The organism is Acidimicrobiia bacterium (assembly GCA_040880805.1).
Taxonomy (GTDB): domain Bacteria; phylum Actinomycetota; class Acidimicrobiia; order IMCC26256; family DASPTH01; genus DASPTH01.
This window is the reverse complement of the sequence record JBBDHW010000062.1, coordinates 38,098-53,941: the sequence shown is the minus strand read 5'-3', so window position 1 is coordinate 53,941 and position 15,844 is coordinate 38,098. Positions and strand designations below refer to the sequence as shown.

The window sequence follows — 15,844 nt, the reverse complement described above, 5'->3', positions numbered from 1 at the left end:
TCACTCCGCTCTCGGCTGCCCCGGCCTACGGCGAGCGAACCTCCGCTGCGTTCCTCCTCGATTGGTCACTCCGCTCTCGGCTGCCCCGGCCAGGTGTGAGCTGGTCGAGGTCGTCGGGCAGGTCGACGTCGAACGCGAGATTCCGGTCGCGCACCACCCGGAAGCCCATACCGAGGCGGCGCGCCTCTGCCGCGTGACGGCGGAACGAACCGGGCCCGTACGCGAACGCGAAGTCGACGTCGGCGGGAACGCTGAGCACCGGTGTGCCGTCGTCACGGTGACAGGGCACTGCCACCACAACAGGCCGCGATCCATCGCGTGCGACACCGGAGAATGTCGTTGCGAACGGCAGGTCTCCGTGCGCGATCACAATGCGGGTGCATCCTCGATGCGCCAACCGCGCACGACCTTCGTGGGCTGCCGCGTCGAGGTTTCCGGGGTCGTCGATCGCGCTGAGGTGCAAGCCCTGAGCCCAACTGCGCACATCCTCATCAGACGACACGACGAGCGTCTCGAGCCCAGACGCCGCCCCGACGACCTGTTCGGCGAGCCGCCGCCCCAGCGCCGCACGCTCGGCAGGGTCGAGGTGTTCGGCGAGCCGCGCCTTGCCGAGCGCGAAGGCGCGGATCGGCACCACGACACCGGTTGGGCTCACCGTCACCCCACGTAAGCTACCGACGTGGACACGGCGCCATCGGTTGCGGTGATCGGCGCCGGCTCGTGGGGGACGACGGTGGCCGCGATCGCGAGCGAGCATGGGCCCACGGTGCTCTGGGGTCGGAACTCCGATCTCGCGGATGCGATCACCCGCACCCACGAGAATGCCGCGTACCTTCCGGGCATCTCCTTGCCGAGCGCGCTGCGAGCCACATCGGATCTCGCGGCCGCGTGCGCGGAGGCCACGGTCGTGGTGATGGCGGTGCCGTCGCACGGCTTCCGAGGAGTCCTGTGCGAGGCCGCGCAGCTCATACGCAGCGAGACCCCGGTTGTCAGTGTGTCGAAGGGTGTCGAACGCGACACGTTGTTGCGCATGACCGAGGTGATCCTCGACGTACTGCCCGATCACCGTGGGGATCGCGTCGCGGTACTCACAGGCCCGAACCTCGCACGTGAAGTGGCCGAGGGGCAGCCGGCCGCCTCGGTGATCGCGTGCCGCGACGAGGAGACGGCCGGGTGGCTCCAACAGCTGTTCATGACGCGCAGCTTCCGCGTGTATACGAATCCCGATGTGGTGGGATGTGAGATCGCCGGTGCGCTCAAGAACGTGATTGCCATCGCGGTCGGCACGGCCGCGGGGCTCGGCTATGGCGACAATGCCCAGGCGGCGCTCGTGACCCGCGGTCTCGCCGAGCTCACGCGGCTCGGCGTGGCCCTGGGGGGTGAGCCGCTCACGTTCGCAGGGTTGGCCGGGCTCGGCGACCTCGTCGCCACCTGTACGAGCGCGCAGAGCCGGAACCGCTCCGTGGGATTCGAACTGGGCCGGGGCAGGCGGCTCGCCTCCATCGTGGCCGAGATGAATATGGTGGCGGAGGGAGTCCGGAGCACCGCCGCCGTGCTCGAGCTCGCGGCCCGGGCAGGCGTGGAGATGCCGATCGCGACCATCGTCGGTGCCGTGCTGTACGAAGGTCGTCAGCCGGCCGATCTCGTTCTCGAGCTGATGCTGCGAGAGGCGAAGCCGGAGCTGCACGGGCTTCGGTGACGAACTCGCGTTTCGGGCCCCGAGCCCGCGGATCCAACCTCGTCGGCGTCCTCGGTGGCGACCGCGTGGCGTCGGTCGACGGCTTCGGCACGGTGCGGCCCGAACGTGCCGGCTGGGAGCTCATGTGGTGGATCGGCGCTGATGACCGCTGGCACTTTCCCGAGCAAGAGGCGGCGGTGCGCCAGACGCTGCTCGACGGCATGCCCGTGGTGTGCACGTCGATGCGCGTGCCCGGCGGCGACGCGGTGCACCGCGCATACGGGGGCACCACGACCGCAGCGGTCGTGGAGATCGCGAACGAATCGCCGGTGCCGTTTGTTTTCGGCCTCGTCGTGCGCGGCGCGTCTCATCTTGCAACCGAGGGGCCGGTCGTCGTCATCGACGGTCGACCCGCGATCGCCGGAGCACGCGCGCCGGCACGGTGGGCGCTGTCCACGGATGGCACGACGTCACAGGTCGTGACCGGTGGCGGTGCACGAAACGACGAGTTCACGCCGCAGCGAAGTCGCGCGGCGCGCCTCGAGGCGGCGCTCTTGTTCCCGGTGGCGCACCACACCGTGCTCCGGTTCGTACTGCCGCTCGGCCCGTCGTACTCCGACGTTGTGATCGCACGGTTCCCGGACGCGGATCAGGTGGCGCGCGGCTGGCGTGCGCAGCTCGAGCGGGGAATGCGGGTAGAGCTTCCCGATCCGTCTTTGCAGACCGTCGTCGATACCGCGCGGGCCCAACTGCTCCTCGCCGGGCAGGCGTGGATGCCCGATTCGGAGGTGGTCGCGGCGCTCGAAGACTGGGGCAACGACTCCGAGGCTCGGAGCGCCTGGAGCCGTCTCGGCATGCTGGCGCGTCGCAAGGCAGCGCGTCGCGCTCCGGGGCGCGGATCGTGGGACGACGTTCGAGGACGCGCGGCTGCCGGGGATGCGCGGTTCCTCAACGTGCTCCGCAGCGCGCTGGTTGGCGAAGCGGCAACCACTATCGAACTGCTCCACGACTGGCCGGCCGAATGGCGGGGCCTGCCGCTCGACGTGCGCAGCGCACCCACGCGGCTCGGTCCCGTGTCGTACTCGTTGCGCTGGCACGACGAGCGCGTCGCGCTGCTGTGGGAGGTTCCCGCCGGCGCCACCGTGCGCATCCCTGGATTCGATCCGGAGTGGTCGACCACCGAACCCCGCGGCGAAACCTTGCTCGTGCCATCTGGATGACTGGGTAGCGTCACGCCCGTGGAGCCCTACCGCGCCGCAGCGGCGGCGTACGACCTCTTCTACCGCGACAAGGACTACGAGGGTGAAGTCGACGAGATCGCGTGCCTCGTCGAGACGTACCGCCCCGATGCACAGTCCGTGCTCGACGTCGGTTGCGGCACCGGTGCCCATCTCGCCGGGTTCGCCCGGCGATACGAACGCGCCGAAGGGATCGAGCCCAGCGCGCGGATGATCGAGGAGGCGACGATCGCGCGGCCCGGGCTGCTCATCTATCCGGGCGACATGCGCACGTTCCAGCTTCGTGACCGCTTCGACGTGGTGACGTGCCTCTTCAGCGCGATCGGGTACATGACCACGGTCGAGGATCTCCACCTCGCGGTGCGGAACATGGCCGCGCACCTCGCCGAGGGCGGCGTGCTCGTCGTGGAAGGTTGGGTCGAGCGTGAGGCGTGGGAGGAGCCCCGAGCCCGGGCGCAGTCTGCCGTGGACGACGAACTCGTAGCCGCGCGCGTGATGGTGAGTGGGCGCGACGGCGACGTGAGCACGATCGAGATGCACTACCTCCTCGCGACGGTCGACGGTATCGAGTACGTCGAAGAGGTGCACCGCATGGGGCTGTTCACCGCGGAGCAGTACCGGGCCGCGGTCGAGGCTGCGGGTCTTCGCTACGAGCGTACCGACGGCCTCACCGGCCGCGGCCTCCATATCGGCATCAGGCACGCGGGCGTCACGCCAGCCGAAGCGTGATGATCTCGAAGGCGCGCAGCCCGACCGACTCCTCGAACGCGGTGAGCACGGTGCCGGCGAGATCGACGACATGCCCATGTGCTGGACCGCGGCCGGTGTGGATGCGCGCGGTGGTGGGCTCGGGCGACGGGTTGTAGACGCGCACGGTGAGCGCACCGTTCTCGCCATCGCGGAGCACGGCCGACACCGGTGCGCCGTCGACTACCAGCGCGTGCCCTGTGGGGGGGTGCCGCGCACCGGGCACGCCTCCGCCGCGCGCGCGCTCGAGGGGCACGAGGAAATCGTCGGCCGCTTCCGAGAGTCGCGCATCCTTCCTGCTGCCGCGGTGGGGGAGCACCGCGTACTCGAGCGCGAGCGGGCGCTGGAGTTGCGGGCCCTCGAGCGGATCGAGCGGCCCGGCGGGGTTGGGGCGGAACGCGAGCTCCGCGCGCGACAGGTAGCCGGTCGCCCGGAGGAGCGTGAGCGCGAGCTCGGTTCCGTCGCCGACCACCTCGTACTCGAGCAGACCGTCGTGGAGCAGCGCGAGCCCCACACTGTCTGCGGAGCAGTCCACGAACCGGCGTGACACGAACGTGGGGAGGCCACGCTCGTGCGGCCCTCCCTCGGCGGCGAGCGGTCGGTGCACCACTGCGAACGCACACTCGGCGTCGGAACCGTCGACGGTCGCGGGAAGTGGGAAGTGCGCCCGGAGGCGATGGTCGCGCACACGGTGGTCGAGCTCGACGCGCACGCGAAGGAAGTGTTCGCCGGTGCGCAGCTCGAGGACGGTGCGGAGCTCGACCGGGACCGTGTCGTCACTCCGCTGTGTGCACGATCGTTCGTCGCCGATCGCGTACGTAGGCAACCGGTACGTCGCGGCCACCGCGATGCGGGCGCGCACCGGGCCCGATTCCTCGACGGCGATGGTCACCGATTCGGGGTGATCGACGATCGCGTCGGCGTCGGGCGGGCTGTAGTTGTAGGTGTCACCACCGTCGCCACCGTCGACGTAGCGGTTGGCGCCGGTGACGCGCACCGCGTCGGCCTCGATGGTGAGCGTGCCGTTGGCCGGGTCGACCTCGACGCGAAGGTGCTCGTTGGCGAGCGTGGTCCCGCTCGCGGAAACGGCGGTGCCCGGCCCCGCGCCCTCGGCCACGCGGAACGTGCGCCAGCCGAAGCCGGGCACGCCGGCGGCCGCGAACAGCACCTCCTGTACCGGCGCGCGACGCTGCCGGATCGCGATCGTCTCGCCCGCGTCGCCGAGCGCGAGCAGCTGCTCACGCGTCGACTCGAGATCGATCGTGGGCTCTCCGGGCAGCGCGTCGTGGAACGTGAACTCGATCACGCCGTCGTCGCGCCGGCGGTGTTCGGTGCGAGCGACATTCGCGCCGGCGAACTCGGGACCGCGCATCATCTCGAGCACCCAACGGATCTTCTGCCCGGTGACGACCGTCGAGATGCCCTCACCGTCATGTGTGCTCACGACCTGGGTGGGGCACACGGTGTTGTCATCGATCGTCACGAGGTGAACGGGTCCGGTGACCGGGAGCCGCACCGCGACGACTCCGCTCCGCGTGGCTGCGGTCGAGTTCACGACCACCGTCGACGATGGCGGCACGTCGATGTCGCTCGCGAGCGCGACCAGCGCGTCGCGAGCGAGTCACCGCCGTGACCCGCCTCCTGGTAGCGCACACGCACCGCCTCGACGACGTCGTCGTGGCTACACGCGCACGACGAATCGTGCGCGCTGTTCAGCACGAGGTTGCGCCAGCCGATGCGGAGCAACGAGTCGGGGTAGGCCTCGGGAGGCAGGAACAGCGCGCTGAGCGGTTCGGCGCGACGCTCGAGCGCGCGCTCGGCCGCGGCCGCCGCCTGGTGGACGTCGACCCGGTTGGACGCGACCCCCATCAGCACGTTGGCCCGAGCACCCGACCGCAACTCGCCCGACCATGTGGGAAGTCGCGCGGTGGGCTGCTGCGCGAGGTACTCGGGGAGCGAGGTGATCGTGAAGCGGTACTCGCGCTGGGCTGCGTTGGCTGCGTCCACGATCGTGCCCAACCCGCGCTGCGGGGGGAGGTGATCGGAGCCGTTCATCAGGAGCAGACCGCCGCCCGGCAGCGCGGCCGGCCCGAGCTCGAGCTCGTAGTTGCGTGCACGCGCGACGAGCTGGGTGGGGTCGGCAGGAAGCTCGCGCCCGTTCGAGTACGAGCCGTACAGGTACTCGGCACGCACGCGGGAGCCGTCGGGCGCCTCCCACCAGAACGCGGTGCGGTCGATCGCCGCCGGCACCCCGCGCCACACGACGGCATGCTCGATCCCGGCGAGCCGGAGGATCTGCGGCATCTGCGCGATGTGCCCGAACATGTCGGGGAGGTAGCCCACGTGAATCGACGACTCGCCGAGCTCGGTCGCGCGCGTCATGCCGAGCTGGAGATCGCGCACGATCGTCTCGCCCGACACCATGAACTCGTCCATGAGGACCATCCACGGGCCGATCTGCAGGCGTCCGGCGCCTACGAGCTTGGCGACGCTGCTCTCGGCGTCGGGTCGGACCTCGAGGTAGTCGTCGACCACCACGGTCTGACCGTCGAGCAGGAACCGCTCGTAGCCCGCATCCTGCTCGAGCAGCTCCAGCAGGTCGTCGACGAGATGGACGAGCTCCACGCGGTACGCCTGGAAGGGCGCGTACCACTCCCGGTCCCAATGCGTATGGGGGACGATCCCGACCTGTCTCTCCCTCGGCGGGCGCACGCGGCTCAGGCTACGGGGCGGGCGAAACCTCCACGCGTTGTCAGGTTTCCAACAGGTTCGCGTTGCGGTTCGTTCACGGAGTGGCACCGGGCGTGAAACGACCTCTCCGTAACGTCCCCGTCAGCCACACCAGTTCGGGCTGCGGGCAATGGCGCCCTCATCCGGCCGACGACGACAAGGGAGGGCACGTGAAACGGATGAGCCGCCGGATCGGGATCACGGCACTGATCGCCGCGGCGCTGGTGCTGCTGCCGGCGCTCGGGGCGTGGGCCGTCGATCCCTCGATCGATATCGGTACGAAGCTCGAGAGCGCGAACACCGCGCTCGGGCTCAACAACCTCTGGATCATCGTGAGCGCGGTCTTGGTGATCTTCATGCAGGCCGGCTTCGCACTCGTGGAGACCGGCTTCTGCCGGGCGAAGCATGCAGCCCACGTGGTGAGCACCAACTTCGCCGTCTTCGGTCTGGGCTTCGTCGCCTTCTTCCTGGTCGGCTACGCGATCATGTTCAGTGGCTTCAGCTATCCCGGCTACTTCGGATACAACAAGGGTCTGAGCCCCGATCGGCTGATCGGCTTCGGTGACTGGACGTTCCTGTGGGGACGCAGCGGCTTCGCGCTGTCCGGCGTCGCCTACAGCGTGCCCGTCGCCGCGTTCTTCCTCTACATGGTCGCGTTCATGGACACCACCGCGACCATCCCGACCGGGGCCATGGCCGAGCGGTGGAAGTGGAAGGCGTTCGTGGGCTGGGGCCTGTTCTGCGGCGCCCTCTATTACCCGATCTTCGGCGGCTGGACCTGGGGTGGCGGTTGGCTGAGCCAGCTCGGGAACAACATCGACCTTGGCTTCGGCTACGTCGACTTCGCAGGCTCCGGTGTGGTGCACGCGATGGGTGGCATCGCGGGTCTCGCGGGCGCGCTGGTGCTCGGAGCCCGGATCGGGAAGTACGCGCCCGACGGCAAGCCTCGCACGCTGGCCGCGCACAGCATTCCCATGGCGTTTCTTGGCACGTTCATCCTGCTGGTCGGCTGGTTCGGCTTCAACGCGGGGTCGACGTTCGCGGCGACCGACCTGCGGTTCACCGTGGTCGCCGCGAACACCGCGATCGCGGCCGCCTTCGGTGCGACGATCGCGATGTTCTATTGCATGTGGCGCATGGGGAAGCCGGACCCCGGCATGATGGCCAACGGGATGCTCGCCGGCCTGGTGGCGATCACCGCACCCTGTGCGTTCGTCCAGCCGTGGGCAGCAGCGGTGATCGGCAGCATCGCGGCGGTCCTCGTCGTGGAGTCGGTGTTCTTCTTCGAGCGGAGGGGTGTCGACGACCCGGTGGGCGCGATCTCGGTGCACGGCACCTGCGGGATCTTCGGCGTGCTGTGCATTGGCATCTTCGCCGACGGCCGGTACGGGTTCGCGTGGAACGCGACAGACACCGCGGCCACGAAGGGCAAGGCGGTCACCGGCTTCCTCTACGACACGAGCCTCGGCTTCAAACAACTCGGTGCGCAGGCGGCCGGCGCGCTCGTGATCATCGTCGTGATGGGCGGCTTCGCCTACCTGTTCTTCAAGATCCAGAACGCGATCATGAAGGGTGGTATTCGCCCGACCGCCGAGGTCGAAGAGGCCGGTCTGGATCGCGAAGAGATGGGTGTTCTCGCCTACGACAACCTCGTCCTCAACGAGCTCGACATCGTCGGGCCCGACGAGCAGATCGTGCTGACCGGCGGACCGTCGCAGGATCCGACGATCGGGAGGTAGCGCAACTCGAGCGTGGTCAGGAGCGACAGGCCGGCGGGCATTCGTCCGCCGGCCTGCTGTTCGGGTGCGGCCCACTCACCGACGGGTTCGTGGAGCGCCGCCGGTGCGCGCTCACCGAGGGGCTCGAGTTTCCGGGCTACCGCCTGGCGTGACCTGGTCGTCCGGCACCGCCCGGGCGAGGAGCGAGAACGCGAGCTCGAAGGTCTCGTCGGGCACGAGCTCGGGATCGAAGGCACGGAGCTGGCTGAGCCCTTCGATGAGCGCTTGGCCGATCACCGAGAGCTGCAGAGGCAGATCGGTGGGGGTGAAGTGCTCGCCGTCGGGAGGTTCCGTGCCCCGCGAGACCAGCAGGCCTTCCATGATGCCGCGGATGCGAGCCGCGCTCTCCCGCCGGGCGCGCGGATTGCGCAGCGCGAAGGCCTTGAGCTCGAGGCCGAAGGCCGTGCCGCGCGGCTCTCTCGGAATCTGGGCTGCCGCGTCGCGCCCGAGTCGCCGGAGGTCTTCCTCGAGCGTCGCCGATCCATCGGTGGTGAGGTTCGGGTCCATGACCACACTGTGGGCGTCGACGAAGGAGAGAAAGAGGTCGACCTTGTCCTCGAAATGGGCGTAGACGGCGCCCTTGGTGACGCCGCCTTCTTCGGCTACCTGCTCGAGCGACGTGGCCGCGAAGCCCTGACGTTCGAACAGCTTGGCGGCCGCGTCGAGCAGCAACTGGCGCGTCCTCGCCTTCTTCTCGTCGCGGGTGAGGCGCTTCGGCGGCACCGTCCGAGCGTAGACCTGACGGTATTGCGCGACCATCAGTATGTAGATACTCTAAGTATGTGAATACTGACAGTATGCCAGATGCCAACCCCTTCCTGCCGCCCCCCGGGCATCCGGCCGCGGTGATCTTCGAGTCGCTCGGGCCGGAGCTCCCGCTCGGCGGCATGCAGAGCTGCGGGAGGAGCCCCTCGTGCGATCGGAGCCGATGGGGTGGCTCACCGCGCGCTACGACGTGGCGTCGGTGGTGCTGCGCGATCCGCGCTTCAGCTCCAACCCACGGCATCTCCCCGACTTCGAGGCCATCAAGGACGTCGTGCAATTCGGCGACGCCGAAGACGTGATTCTCGTGATGGACCCGCCTGACCACACCCGGTTGCGACGTTTGGTATCGCCCAGCTTCACACCCGGCGCGCTCGCGAGTCTCGAGCCGTGGATCCGTCGTCGCGCGGAGGGGCTCCTCGATGCCGTGCGTAGCGACGCGTTCGACCTGGTCGAGTGCTTCGCCGAGCCGCTGCCGATCGCGGTGATCGCTGAGCTGTTGGGCGTCGACGACGATCCTCGCTTTCCCGGATGGGGACGCGACCTCATCGCCGGTAACCAGGATCCGGGGCACGCCGACGCCGTCGTGCAAGCACGCGCGGGCACCGCCACCATCGAGCTCACGGCGTTCCTCGAGGAATTGATCGAGCGACGCCGCCGTGCACCGGGAGACGACGTGCTTACCCAGCTCGTGCGGGCGGAGGAAGAGACCGACCGCCTCAGTACCAACGAGCTCATGAGGTTGTGCATGACGCTGCTGGTGGCGGGGTTCGTCACCACGGTCAACCTCATCGGCAACGCGGTGCTCACGCTCATCGATCATCCCGCGGAGACCGCGCGTCTGCGTCGCGACCCTTCGTTGTTCGCGACCGTGGTCGACGAGTTCCTGCGCTACGACGGGGGTGTCGTGGCGATGGGCCGGATCGCGACCGAAGATGTCGAGCTGGGTGGCTGCAGGATCGAACGAGGGGAGAACGTCCTCGTTCTGGTCGCGGCGGCGAACCGCGATCCGTCCGTCTTCGCCGATCCCGACCGGTTCGATGTCGGTCGCGAGAACGCGGGGCGCCATCTCACGTTCGGTGGCGGCATCCACCATTGCCTCGGGGCGCCGCTCGCGCGTCTGGAGGCGCGCGTCGCGCTCGACGCGTTGTTGCGACGGCATGGCTCGGTCGAGCTCGCCGGTGAGCCGGTCCGGCGCCAATATGGATTCCGCGGTGTCGAAACGCTCCCGGTGAGGGTGCGCGCCTGATCATTAGTCTCGCGGAGTGGCGCTCGTCGATCTCGATCTGTCGCGCACGTCGGTGTTCCTCGACTTCGACGGCACGATCAGCACGCGCGACGTCGGGATGCATCTTCTCGAGCGCGCGGGCGCGCCGGAGTGGTGGGAGCTGCACGAGCAGTACGAGCGTGGTGAGATCGGCAGTCGGGAGTGCATCCACGACCAGTGGGGGCTCGTAACGGGTGACGAGGCGGCACTGCGGGCAATCGCCGCGGAGGTGGCGCTCGACCCGGGCTTCGCACCACTTGTGCACGCGCTCCGCGCGCGAGGTACCGAGGTCACGGTTGTTTCGGACGGGTTCGGCTTCTACGTCCACGATGCCTGCGCGCCCTTGGGTGTGGCCGTGCTCACGAACACCGTGGACTTCACGACGCGCGAGCTGCTCTTCCCGCACGAGGATCGCTGCTGCCCGTGCTCGAGCTGCGGCGTGTGCAAGCAGGCACCGATCAAGGACGCGAAGTACCAAGGGCACACGACCGTGCTCGTCGGCGACGGCGCGAGCGATCGCAAGGCCGCCCTCCTCGTCGACGTCGTGTTCGCGAAGGACGCGCTCGCGTCCTGGTGCGCGACGTTCGGTGTGTCGGCCGTGCCGTTCGTGACGCTCGACGACGTCCACCGAGCGTTGATCCGCGATTGACGTCCAACGTGGCGTATGTCGACAGAGTGAGCGACCCATCGTGAGGAGCGAGGCGGATGACCGATCTCTACCCGTCAACAGAACCGCACAACAGCGGCATGCTGGACGTTGGTGACGCGAGCCACGTCTACTGGGAGGTCTGCGGCAACCCGGTCGGGAAGCCGGCGTTGGTGTTGCACGGGGGTCCAGGCTCGGGGTGCACCCCACGTCACCGGCGCTACTTCGCCCCCGACGCTTACCGCATCGTGCTCTTCGACCAACGCGAGTGCGGACGCAGTACCCCGCACGCGAGTGACCCGACCACCGATCTGAGCACGAACACGACCGAGCACCTGCTCCGCGACATCGAGCTCCTGCGTCGTCACCTCGGGATCGAGCAGTGGCTGGTGTTCGGCAACAGTTGGGGTTCGACGCTCGCCCTCGCCTATGCGGAGCGGCATCCCGAGCGCGTATCCGCGCTCGTCCTCGTGGCGGTCGGCACCACCCGGCCGTCGGAGATCGACTGGCTCTACCACGGCGTGGGTCGCTTCCTTCCCGAGCACTGGTCGCGGTTCCGGGCCGGTGTCCCCGAGGCCGACCGGGACGGCGACCTCGTCGACGCCTACCACCGCCTCCTCGAGCATCCCGACCCAGCGGTGCGAGAGCGCGCGGCGCGGAGCTGGTGCGAATGGGAAGACGCCGTCGTCTCGCCGGACCCCGGCATCCCACCGAATCCCCGCTACGCCGACCCCCGATTCCGAATGGCGTTCGCACGGATCGTGACGCACTACTTCGCGCACGACGCGTGGCTCGAAGACGGTGTGCTCCTCCGAGGCGCCGACCGTTTGCACGACATCCCGGGCACCATGGTCCACGGTCGCCTCGATCTCGGCGGCCCGCTCGTCACTGCGTGGGAACTCTCCCAGACATGGTCTGACGCCGAGCTCATCGTCGTGAACACGGCGGGGCACTCTACCGGTGACCCAGGCATGAGCGAAGCCGCTGTCGCAGCAACTGATCGCTTCGCCGCGTCGCCGTAGCTCAGCAGAGGATCGCCGAGCGCTCGTCGTCCTACGCCTCCCCGGCGCCGGCTCGCCCGGTTGGTAGCGTCCCGAGCGTGCCGCTCGCCGCCGTCCGTCAGCCGTTCCCGACACTGCGGCTGGAGCGGCGCCTCTGGGATGCCGGCGATCGCGTGGTGTGCGGCATCGACGAGGTGGGCCGCGGCGCGTGGGCCGGACCGGTCACCGTGGCCGCGGTCGTTCCCGCACCCGAGCACGTGCGCGGTATCCGCGACTCGAAACAACTCGGCCGCCCCGAGCGCGAGGTTGCCGCCGACGCCGTCCGCGTCTGGGCGGTCGCGTTCGGGGTGGGGCACGCGTCATACGAGGAGTGCGACGAGCTCGGTATGACCGCCGCGCTGCGAGCGGCCGGTCACCGCGCCCTTGCGCAACTCGACGCGCAGGGTTACGCGCCCGACCGCATCGTGCTCGACGGCAATCACGACTATCTCGGGCTCGGCGCGCGCGTCACCACCGTGATCAAAGGTGACGCGACGTGCCTCGCGGTGGCCGCCGCGTCGTGCGTCGCGAAGGTGACGCGCGACCGGATCATGCGCGAGGAGGCGGTGCACTACCCGCCGTACGACTTCGAGTCGAACGTCGGCTATCCCGCGCCCGTGCACAGGGCCGCGCTCGCGGGCTACGGGCCGAGCGCGATCCATCGCCGGTCGTGGATCTTCATGGAGGGTCTCTGCTGGCGCGGGCTCCCGCCCGCACCTGGCAGGCTGTTCACCTGACCCAGAGATCGTGAGCGAGCGTGAGCGAGGCGGGTACCCCGCCTCGTAGGGAGCGAATCAGAGACAAGGAGCACAGATGGACGTCGATCTCCCCGAGGTGCACGCGCAGGCTCTCGACGCCACGCGCCGGAAGGTCGCCGGTGTGCGCGCAGGCCAATGGGCGGACGAATCGGTGTGCGACGGGTGGACCGTGCGCGAGCTCGTCAACCACGTTGTCACCGGCAACTACTGGGCCGAGGAGCTCGCGTCGGGCAAGACCATCGAAGCGGTGGGCGACCGGCTCGACGGCGACGTGCTCGGTGACGACCCCGCGACTGCGTACGACGCCTCGGCTGCGCGCGCCGCGGCCGCGTTCCGTGCCCCGGGTGCGATGGACGCGCCGTGCGCGGTGTCGTACGGCCCGGTGCCGGGCTCGGTCTACTGCGGCCACCGTTTCCTCGACGTGCTCGTCCACGGTTGGGACGTCGCCAAGTCGACCGGGCAGGACACCGCGCTCGATCCCGCGCTGGTCGAGGCGTGCTGGGCCGTCATCGAGCCCCAGCTCGGGATGTTGGAGGGCAGCGGGATGTTCGGCACGGTGGTCGACGTGCCCGCCGACGCCGATCGCCAGACGCGGCTCCTCGCGGTGCTCGGCCGCGAAGCCTGACGCCGTAGGATCGGCGGGAGCGGAGCGTCCCGGAGCACCGAGCGAACGGCTGTGGACCGGGTACCCCGGTCCACAGTGAGCGAGCCATCAGGAAGGCGACGAGAGCGGAAAGCATGGGTCAGTTCATCACCGTCACCGTGCAAGACGGTGCGTCGCCGTCGGTGCGCATCTTCAACCTCAACCGCTCGATCACCGGTATGGCGATCGAACGGTACGCGTCGGTCGACAACGTGAAGGCCGGTCGTCCACCCGACGTGCTCGCACGGCGGCTGTTCTATCTCGGTGTCGACGCGGTCACGGTGTACTCGAGCTCGGTCGCGGTCTCCGCGCCGCCGGACAAGTGGGCGGAGCTCGAGCCGAAGGTGGTGGAGACGATCGAGCACCTCTTCGGGTACTACGGCGACGACGCCGGTTGGTCACCCGACAACCTGCGCGCCATCGGCGTGGAACCGCTCCCCACGCCCGAACCAGCAGCCTGAGGCGGGCCCTACCCTCGCCGCGTGGCCAGGGGCTATCGTCCCGTGTCAGTTGTAGGTTGTACGAAAGGAAGCCTCATGCGACTCCAGGACAAGGTTGTGCTGATCACGGGTGCCGGGCACGGTCTGGGTCGCGAGTCGGCGCGGTTGTTCGCGTCGGAAGGCGCGAAGGTGGTCGCCACCGACATCGTCGACACCCATGTGAAAACGGTGGCCGACGAGATCAGATCCAACGGTGGCGAAGCGGTCGCTGCCAAGGCTGACGTCACCAGCGAAGACGACATGCGCGCCGCGGTGCAGACGGCCGTCGACGCCTTCGGTCGTCTCGACGTGATGTTCTGCAACGCCGGCATCCCCGAGGTGGGCTTCGGGCAGGTGTCCTTCGTGGATACCACGCTCGAGAACTGGAACAAGGTGCTCGCGGTCAACCTCACGGGTGTGTTCCTCGGAGCGAAGGCGGCGACGGTCCAGTTCCAAAAGCAGGGCGATGGCGGCACCATCGTGGTCACGACCTCTGCCGCCGGCCTCGTCGCGTACCCCGGTTTCCGGAGCTACGTCGCGGCCAAGGCCGGCGCCAACGGGTTGGTGCGCGCGCTTGCCACCGATCTCGGCCAGTTCGGGATCCGGGTCAACGCGCTGTGCCCGTTCCACGGGATGTCGGCGAACTTCCCCGGCGCCGCGGAGGACGAGCCGCTCGAGAAGTCGTACGAGGAGGTCACGGGCGCTTGGGACAAGGCGAACGCCCCGATGCCGCTCAAGCTCGACCGGCCGCCGATGCTGCGCGACAGCGCGAACCTCGCGCTCTTCCTCGCGTCCGACGAGTCGGCCTACATGTCGGGCGTGTGTATCCCCGCCACCGATGGCGGGACCCACGCACGGGTCGCGCTCTCGCTGCCCGGCGACGCCGACCTGTAGTTCTCCGTCCAGTGCCCACGGCCCGCTGTGCAGCTGAGAGAAGTGACCAGGCTGCCTATCTGATAAACATGTTAGAAGAGCTATGGATCTAGCATGTATTCATGATAGAGTACGGCCATGGCCCGCCGTTCGACCAACGCACGCCGCCAGCTCGACGCTCGCTTGAGTCGCCTGCGTCCGTTTGCCGACGAGCCGCGCCCGCACCGCGGTTGGATCAAGGCGATCCGCGAGTCGCTCGGCATGTCCACGACGGAACTGGCTGCCCGCATGGGGATCAGCCAGTCTCGGATCCCGGCCATCGAGCGAGGCGAAGTGTCGGGCTCCATCAGGCTGGACACGCTTCAGCGCGCTGCGGAGGCCCTCGACTGCCGTCTCGTGTACGCCCTCGTTCCACGGTCAACCCTGGACGAAAGCGTTCACCGGCAGGCCCGCAAGAAGGCGGCCGTCCACGTCGCGGCAGCGGCGCACAACATGAGGCTCGAAGATCAGACAGTCAGTGAGAGCGCCGCCGATGATGAGGTGGAGGATCTCGCCGTCGAACTGGTGGACCGCCGAGGGCTCTGGACGGAGACCTTGGACCGCCGATGAGCGATCCGCTCCTCCCGATCGGTGACGGTCACTCCGAGCTCACCGACGAGGACAGCGATGGCCTCTTGCCGAGCTACATCGCGACCCGGGGTGAGCTCAACGATGCCGAGCAGCGGAACATCGCGGCCGCGACCTTGCGCCGGAAGTCGCCGACGATCGAGGAGCTGCTCGACGACCGCTACCTGCGTCAGCTCCATGAAGCGATGTTCGGGCAGGTCTGGAAATGGGCGGGAACGTATCGGTTGCGCGAGACGAATGTCGGAGTCGAGCCTGATCAGATCGCGGTCGAAGTGCGCAATCTGGTGAAGGATGCCCTGGCCTGGATCGAGTTCGAGACCTTCGGGTCGGACGAGCTCGCGCTTCGATTTCATCACCGACTGGTGTGGATCCACCCGTTTCGCAACGGCAATGGCCGCCACGGGCGGGTCTGCGCCGACGCTCTCGTGCAAGCTCTGGGCGAGCCCACCTTCTCGTGGGGTGCGCGCCTTGCGGTAGAGACCGAGCAGCTCCGTGACCAGTACCTCCGTGCGCTTCGATCGGCCGACGCGGGCGAGATCACGTTGCTGATGGAGTTCGCCCGTTCTTAGAACGGCGAA

Annotated in this window: 17 protein-coding genes; 13 read left to right on the top strand and 4 right to left on the bottom strand. The window is 68.8% G+C overall.

Annotation, left to right across the window (positions count from 1 at the left end):
* Nucleotides 1–25: 25 nt before the first annotated feature.
* The gene (gene cofC / locus WD271_16835; GenBank protein MEX1009486.1) at nucleotides 26–661 is read right to left on the bottom strand and encodes a 2-phospho-L-lactate guanylyltransferase; all 636 of its coding nucleotides are present in this window, start codon (nucleotides 659–661) and stop codon (nucleotides 26–28) included.
* An 18-nt stretch (nucleotides 662–679) separates the two neighbouring features.
* On the opposite strand from cofC, the gene WD271_16830 reads away from it, so the two are divergent.
* From WD271_16830 to WD271_16820, 3 genes are read left to right on the top strand one after another with little or no spacing between them, the layout of a single operon-like run.
* Nucleotides 680–1,699: an NAD(P)H-dependent glycerol-3-phosphate dehydrogenase gene (locus WD271_16830; protein MEX1009485.1), complete on the top strand. Its 1,020-nt coding sequence runs from the start codon at nucleotides 680–682 to the stop codon at nucleotides 1,697–1,699.
* Entirely contained in the window at nucleotides 1,696–2,898 is a 1,203-nt protein-coding gene (locus WD271_16825; protein MEX1009484.1) for a hypothetical protein, read from the top strand. The genes WD271_16830 and WD271_16825 overlap by 4 nt, the downstream gene beginning before the upstream one ends.
* A gap of 18 nt (nucleotides 2,899–2,916) precedes the next feature.
* Nucleotides 2,917–3,645, top strand: a complete 729-nt coding sequence (locus tag WD271_16820) for a class I SAM-dependent methyltransferase (GenBank protein ID MEX1009483.1) — start codon at nucleotides 2,917–2,919, stop codon at nucleotides 3,643–3,645.
* On the opposite strand, the gene WD271_16815 is transcribed toward WD271_16820, so the two are convergent.
* Together WD271_16815 and WD271_16810 are read right to left on the bottom strand one after the other, a co-directional pair.
* Nucleotides 3,626–5,218 (bottom strand): glycoside hydrolase family 38 C-terminal domain-containing protein, encoded by a 1,593-nt coding sequence (locus tag WD271_16815; GenBank protein ID MEX1009482.1) that lies wholly within the window; start codon nucleotides 5,216–5,218, stop codon nucleotides 3,626–3,628. The two genes, WD271_16820 and WD271_16815, sit on opposite strands and share 20 nt — an antisense overlap.
* Nucleotides 5,215–6,375 carry a hypothetical protein gene (locus tag WD271_16810; protein MEX1009481.1) on the bottom strand — a complete coding sequence of 387 codons (1,161 nt, stop codon included), beginning with the start codon at nucleotides 6,373–6,375 and terminating at the stop codon, nucleotides 5,215–5,217. Before WD271_16810 ends, WD271_16815 begins: the two co-directional genes overlap by 4 nt.
* Nucleotides 6,376–6,572: 197 nt before the next feature.
* On the opposite strand from WD271_16810, the gene WD271_16805 reads away from it, so the two are divergent.
* Nucleotides 6,573–8,132 carry an ammonium transporter gene (locus tag WD271_16805; GenBank protein ID MEX1009480.1) on the top strand — a complete coding sequence of 520 codons (1,560 nt, stop codon included), beginning with the start codon at nucleotides 6,573–6,575 and terminating at the stop codon, nucleotides 8,130–8,132.
* A 111-nt stretch (nucleotides 8,133–8,243) separates the two neighbouring features.
* Here WD271_16805 and WD271_16800 read toward each other — a convergent pair whose 3' ends face one another.
* Nucleotides 8,244–8,894 carry a TetR family transcriptional regulator gene (locus tag WD271_16800; protein MEX1009479.1) on the bottom strand — a complete coding sequence of 217 codons (651 nt, stop codon included), beginning with the start codon at nucleotides 8,892–8,894 and terminating at the stop codon, nucleotides 8,244–8,246.
* Nucleotides 8,895–9,084: 190 nt separating this feature from the next.
* On the opposite strand from WD271_16800, the gene WD271_16795 reads away from it, so the two are divergent.
* From WD271_16795 to WD271_16755, 9 genes are all read left to right on the top strand, one after another.
* Complete coding sequence (locus WD271_16795; protein ID MEX1009478.1) at nucleotides 9,085–10,182, top strand: cytochrome P450; 1,098 nt, start codon at nucleotides 9,085–9,087, stop codon at nucleotides 10,180–10,182.
* A gap of 16 nt (nucleotides 10,183–10,198) precedes the next feature.
* Nucleotides 10,199–10,849 carry an HAD-IB family phosphatase gene (locus WD271_16790; GenBank protein MEX1009477.1) on the top strand — a complete coding sequence of 217 codons (651 nt, stop codon included), beginning with the start codon at nucleotides 10,199–10,201 and terminating at the stop codon, nucleotides 10,847–10,849.
* Nucleotides 10,850–10,905: 56 nt separating this feature from the next.
* On the top strand, nucleotides 10,906–11,868 hold the full coding sequence (pip, locus tag WD271_16785; protein MEX1009476.1) for a prolyl aminopeptidase: 963 nt from the start codon (nucleotides 10,906–10,908) through the stop codon (nucleotides 11,866–11,868).
* A gap of 77 nt (nucleotides 11,869–11,945) precedes the next feature.
* Nucleotides 11,946–12,623 carry a ribonuclease HII gene (locus WD271_16780; protein ID MEX1009475.1) on the top strand — a complete coding sequence of 226 codons (678 nt, stop codon included), beginning with the start codon at nucleotides 11,946–11,948 and terminating at the stop codon, nucleotides 12,621–12,623.
* 76 nt (nucleotides 12,624–12,699) lie between these two features.
* A complete protein-coding gene (locus WD271_16775) occupies nucleotides 12,700–13,269 on the top strand; it encodes a TIGR03086 family metal-binding protein (GenBank protein MEX1009474.1) in 570 nt (189 codons plus the stop codon).
* Nucleotides 13,270–13,382: 113 nt separating this feature from the next.
* Entirely contained in the window at nucleotides 13,383–13,748 is a 366-nt protein-coding gene (locus WD271_16770; GenBank protein MEX1009473.1) for a hypothetical protein, read from the top strand.
* A gap of 75 nt (nucleotides 13,749–13,823) precedes the next feature.
* Nucleotides 13,824–14,660, top strand: a complete 837-nt coding sequence (locus WD271_16765; protein MEX1009472.1) for an SDR family NAD(P)-dependent oxidoreductase — start codon at nucleotides 13,824–13,826, stop codon at nucleotides 14,658–14,660.
* A gap of 117 nt (nucleotides 14,661–14,777) precedes the next feature.
* Nucleotides 14,778–15,248 (top strand): mobile mystery protein A, encoded by a 471-nt coding sequence (locus WD271_16760; GenBank protein MEX1009471.1) that lies wholly within the window; start codon nucleotides 14,778–14,780, stop codon nucleotides 15,246–15,248.
* Nucleotides 15,245–15,835 carry a mobile mystery protein B gene (locus WD271_16755; protein ID MEX1009470.1) on the top strand — a complete coding sequence of 197 codons (591 nt, stop codon included), beginning with the start codon at nucleotides 15,245–15,247 and terminating at the stop codon, nucleotides 15,833–15,835. Before WD271_16760 ends, WD271_16755 begins: the two co-directional genes overlap by 4 nt.
* The last annotated feature ends 9 nt before the right edge of the window (nucleotides 15,836–15,844 follow it).

What these genes read in the sequence shown, in the direction of transcription:
- WD271_16805 (MEX1009480.1), top strand. Translation starts at nt 6,573, where the DNA reads ATGAGCCGCCGGATCGGGATCACGGCACTGATCGCCGCGGCGCTGGTG.
- WD271_16755 (MEX1009470.1), top strand. Translation starts at nt 15,245, where the DNA reads ATGAGCGATCCGCTCCTCCCGATCGGTGACGGTCACTCCGAGCTCACC.
- WD271_16760 (MEX1009471.1), top strand. Translation starts at nt 14,778, where the DNA reads ATGGCCCGCCGTTCGACCAACGCACGCCGCCAGCTCGACGCTCGCTTG.
- pip (MEX1009476.1), top strand. Translation starts at nt 10,906, where the DNA reads ATGACCGATCTCTACCCGTCAACAGAACCGCACAACAGCGGCATGCTG.
- WD271_16775 (MEX1009474.1), top strand. Translation starts at nt 12,700, where the DNA reads ATGGACGTCGATCTCCCCGAGGTGCACGCGCAGGCTCTCGACGCCACG.
- WD271_16770 (MEX1009473.1), top strand. Translation starts at nt 13,383, where the DNA reads ATGGGTCAGTTCATCACCGTCACCGTGCAAGACGGTGCGTCGCCGTCG.
- WD271_16765 (MEX1009472.1), top strand. Translation starts at nt 13,824, where the DNA reads ATGCGACTCCAGGACAAGGTTGTGCTGATCACGGGTGCCGGGCACGGT.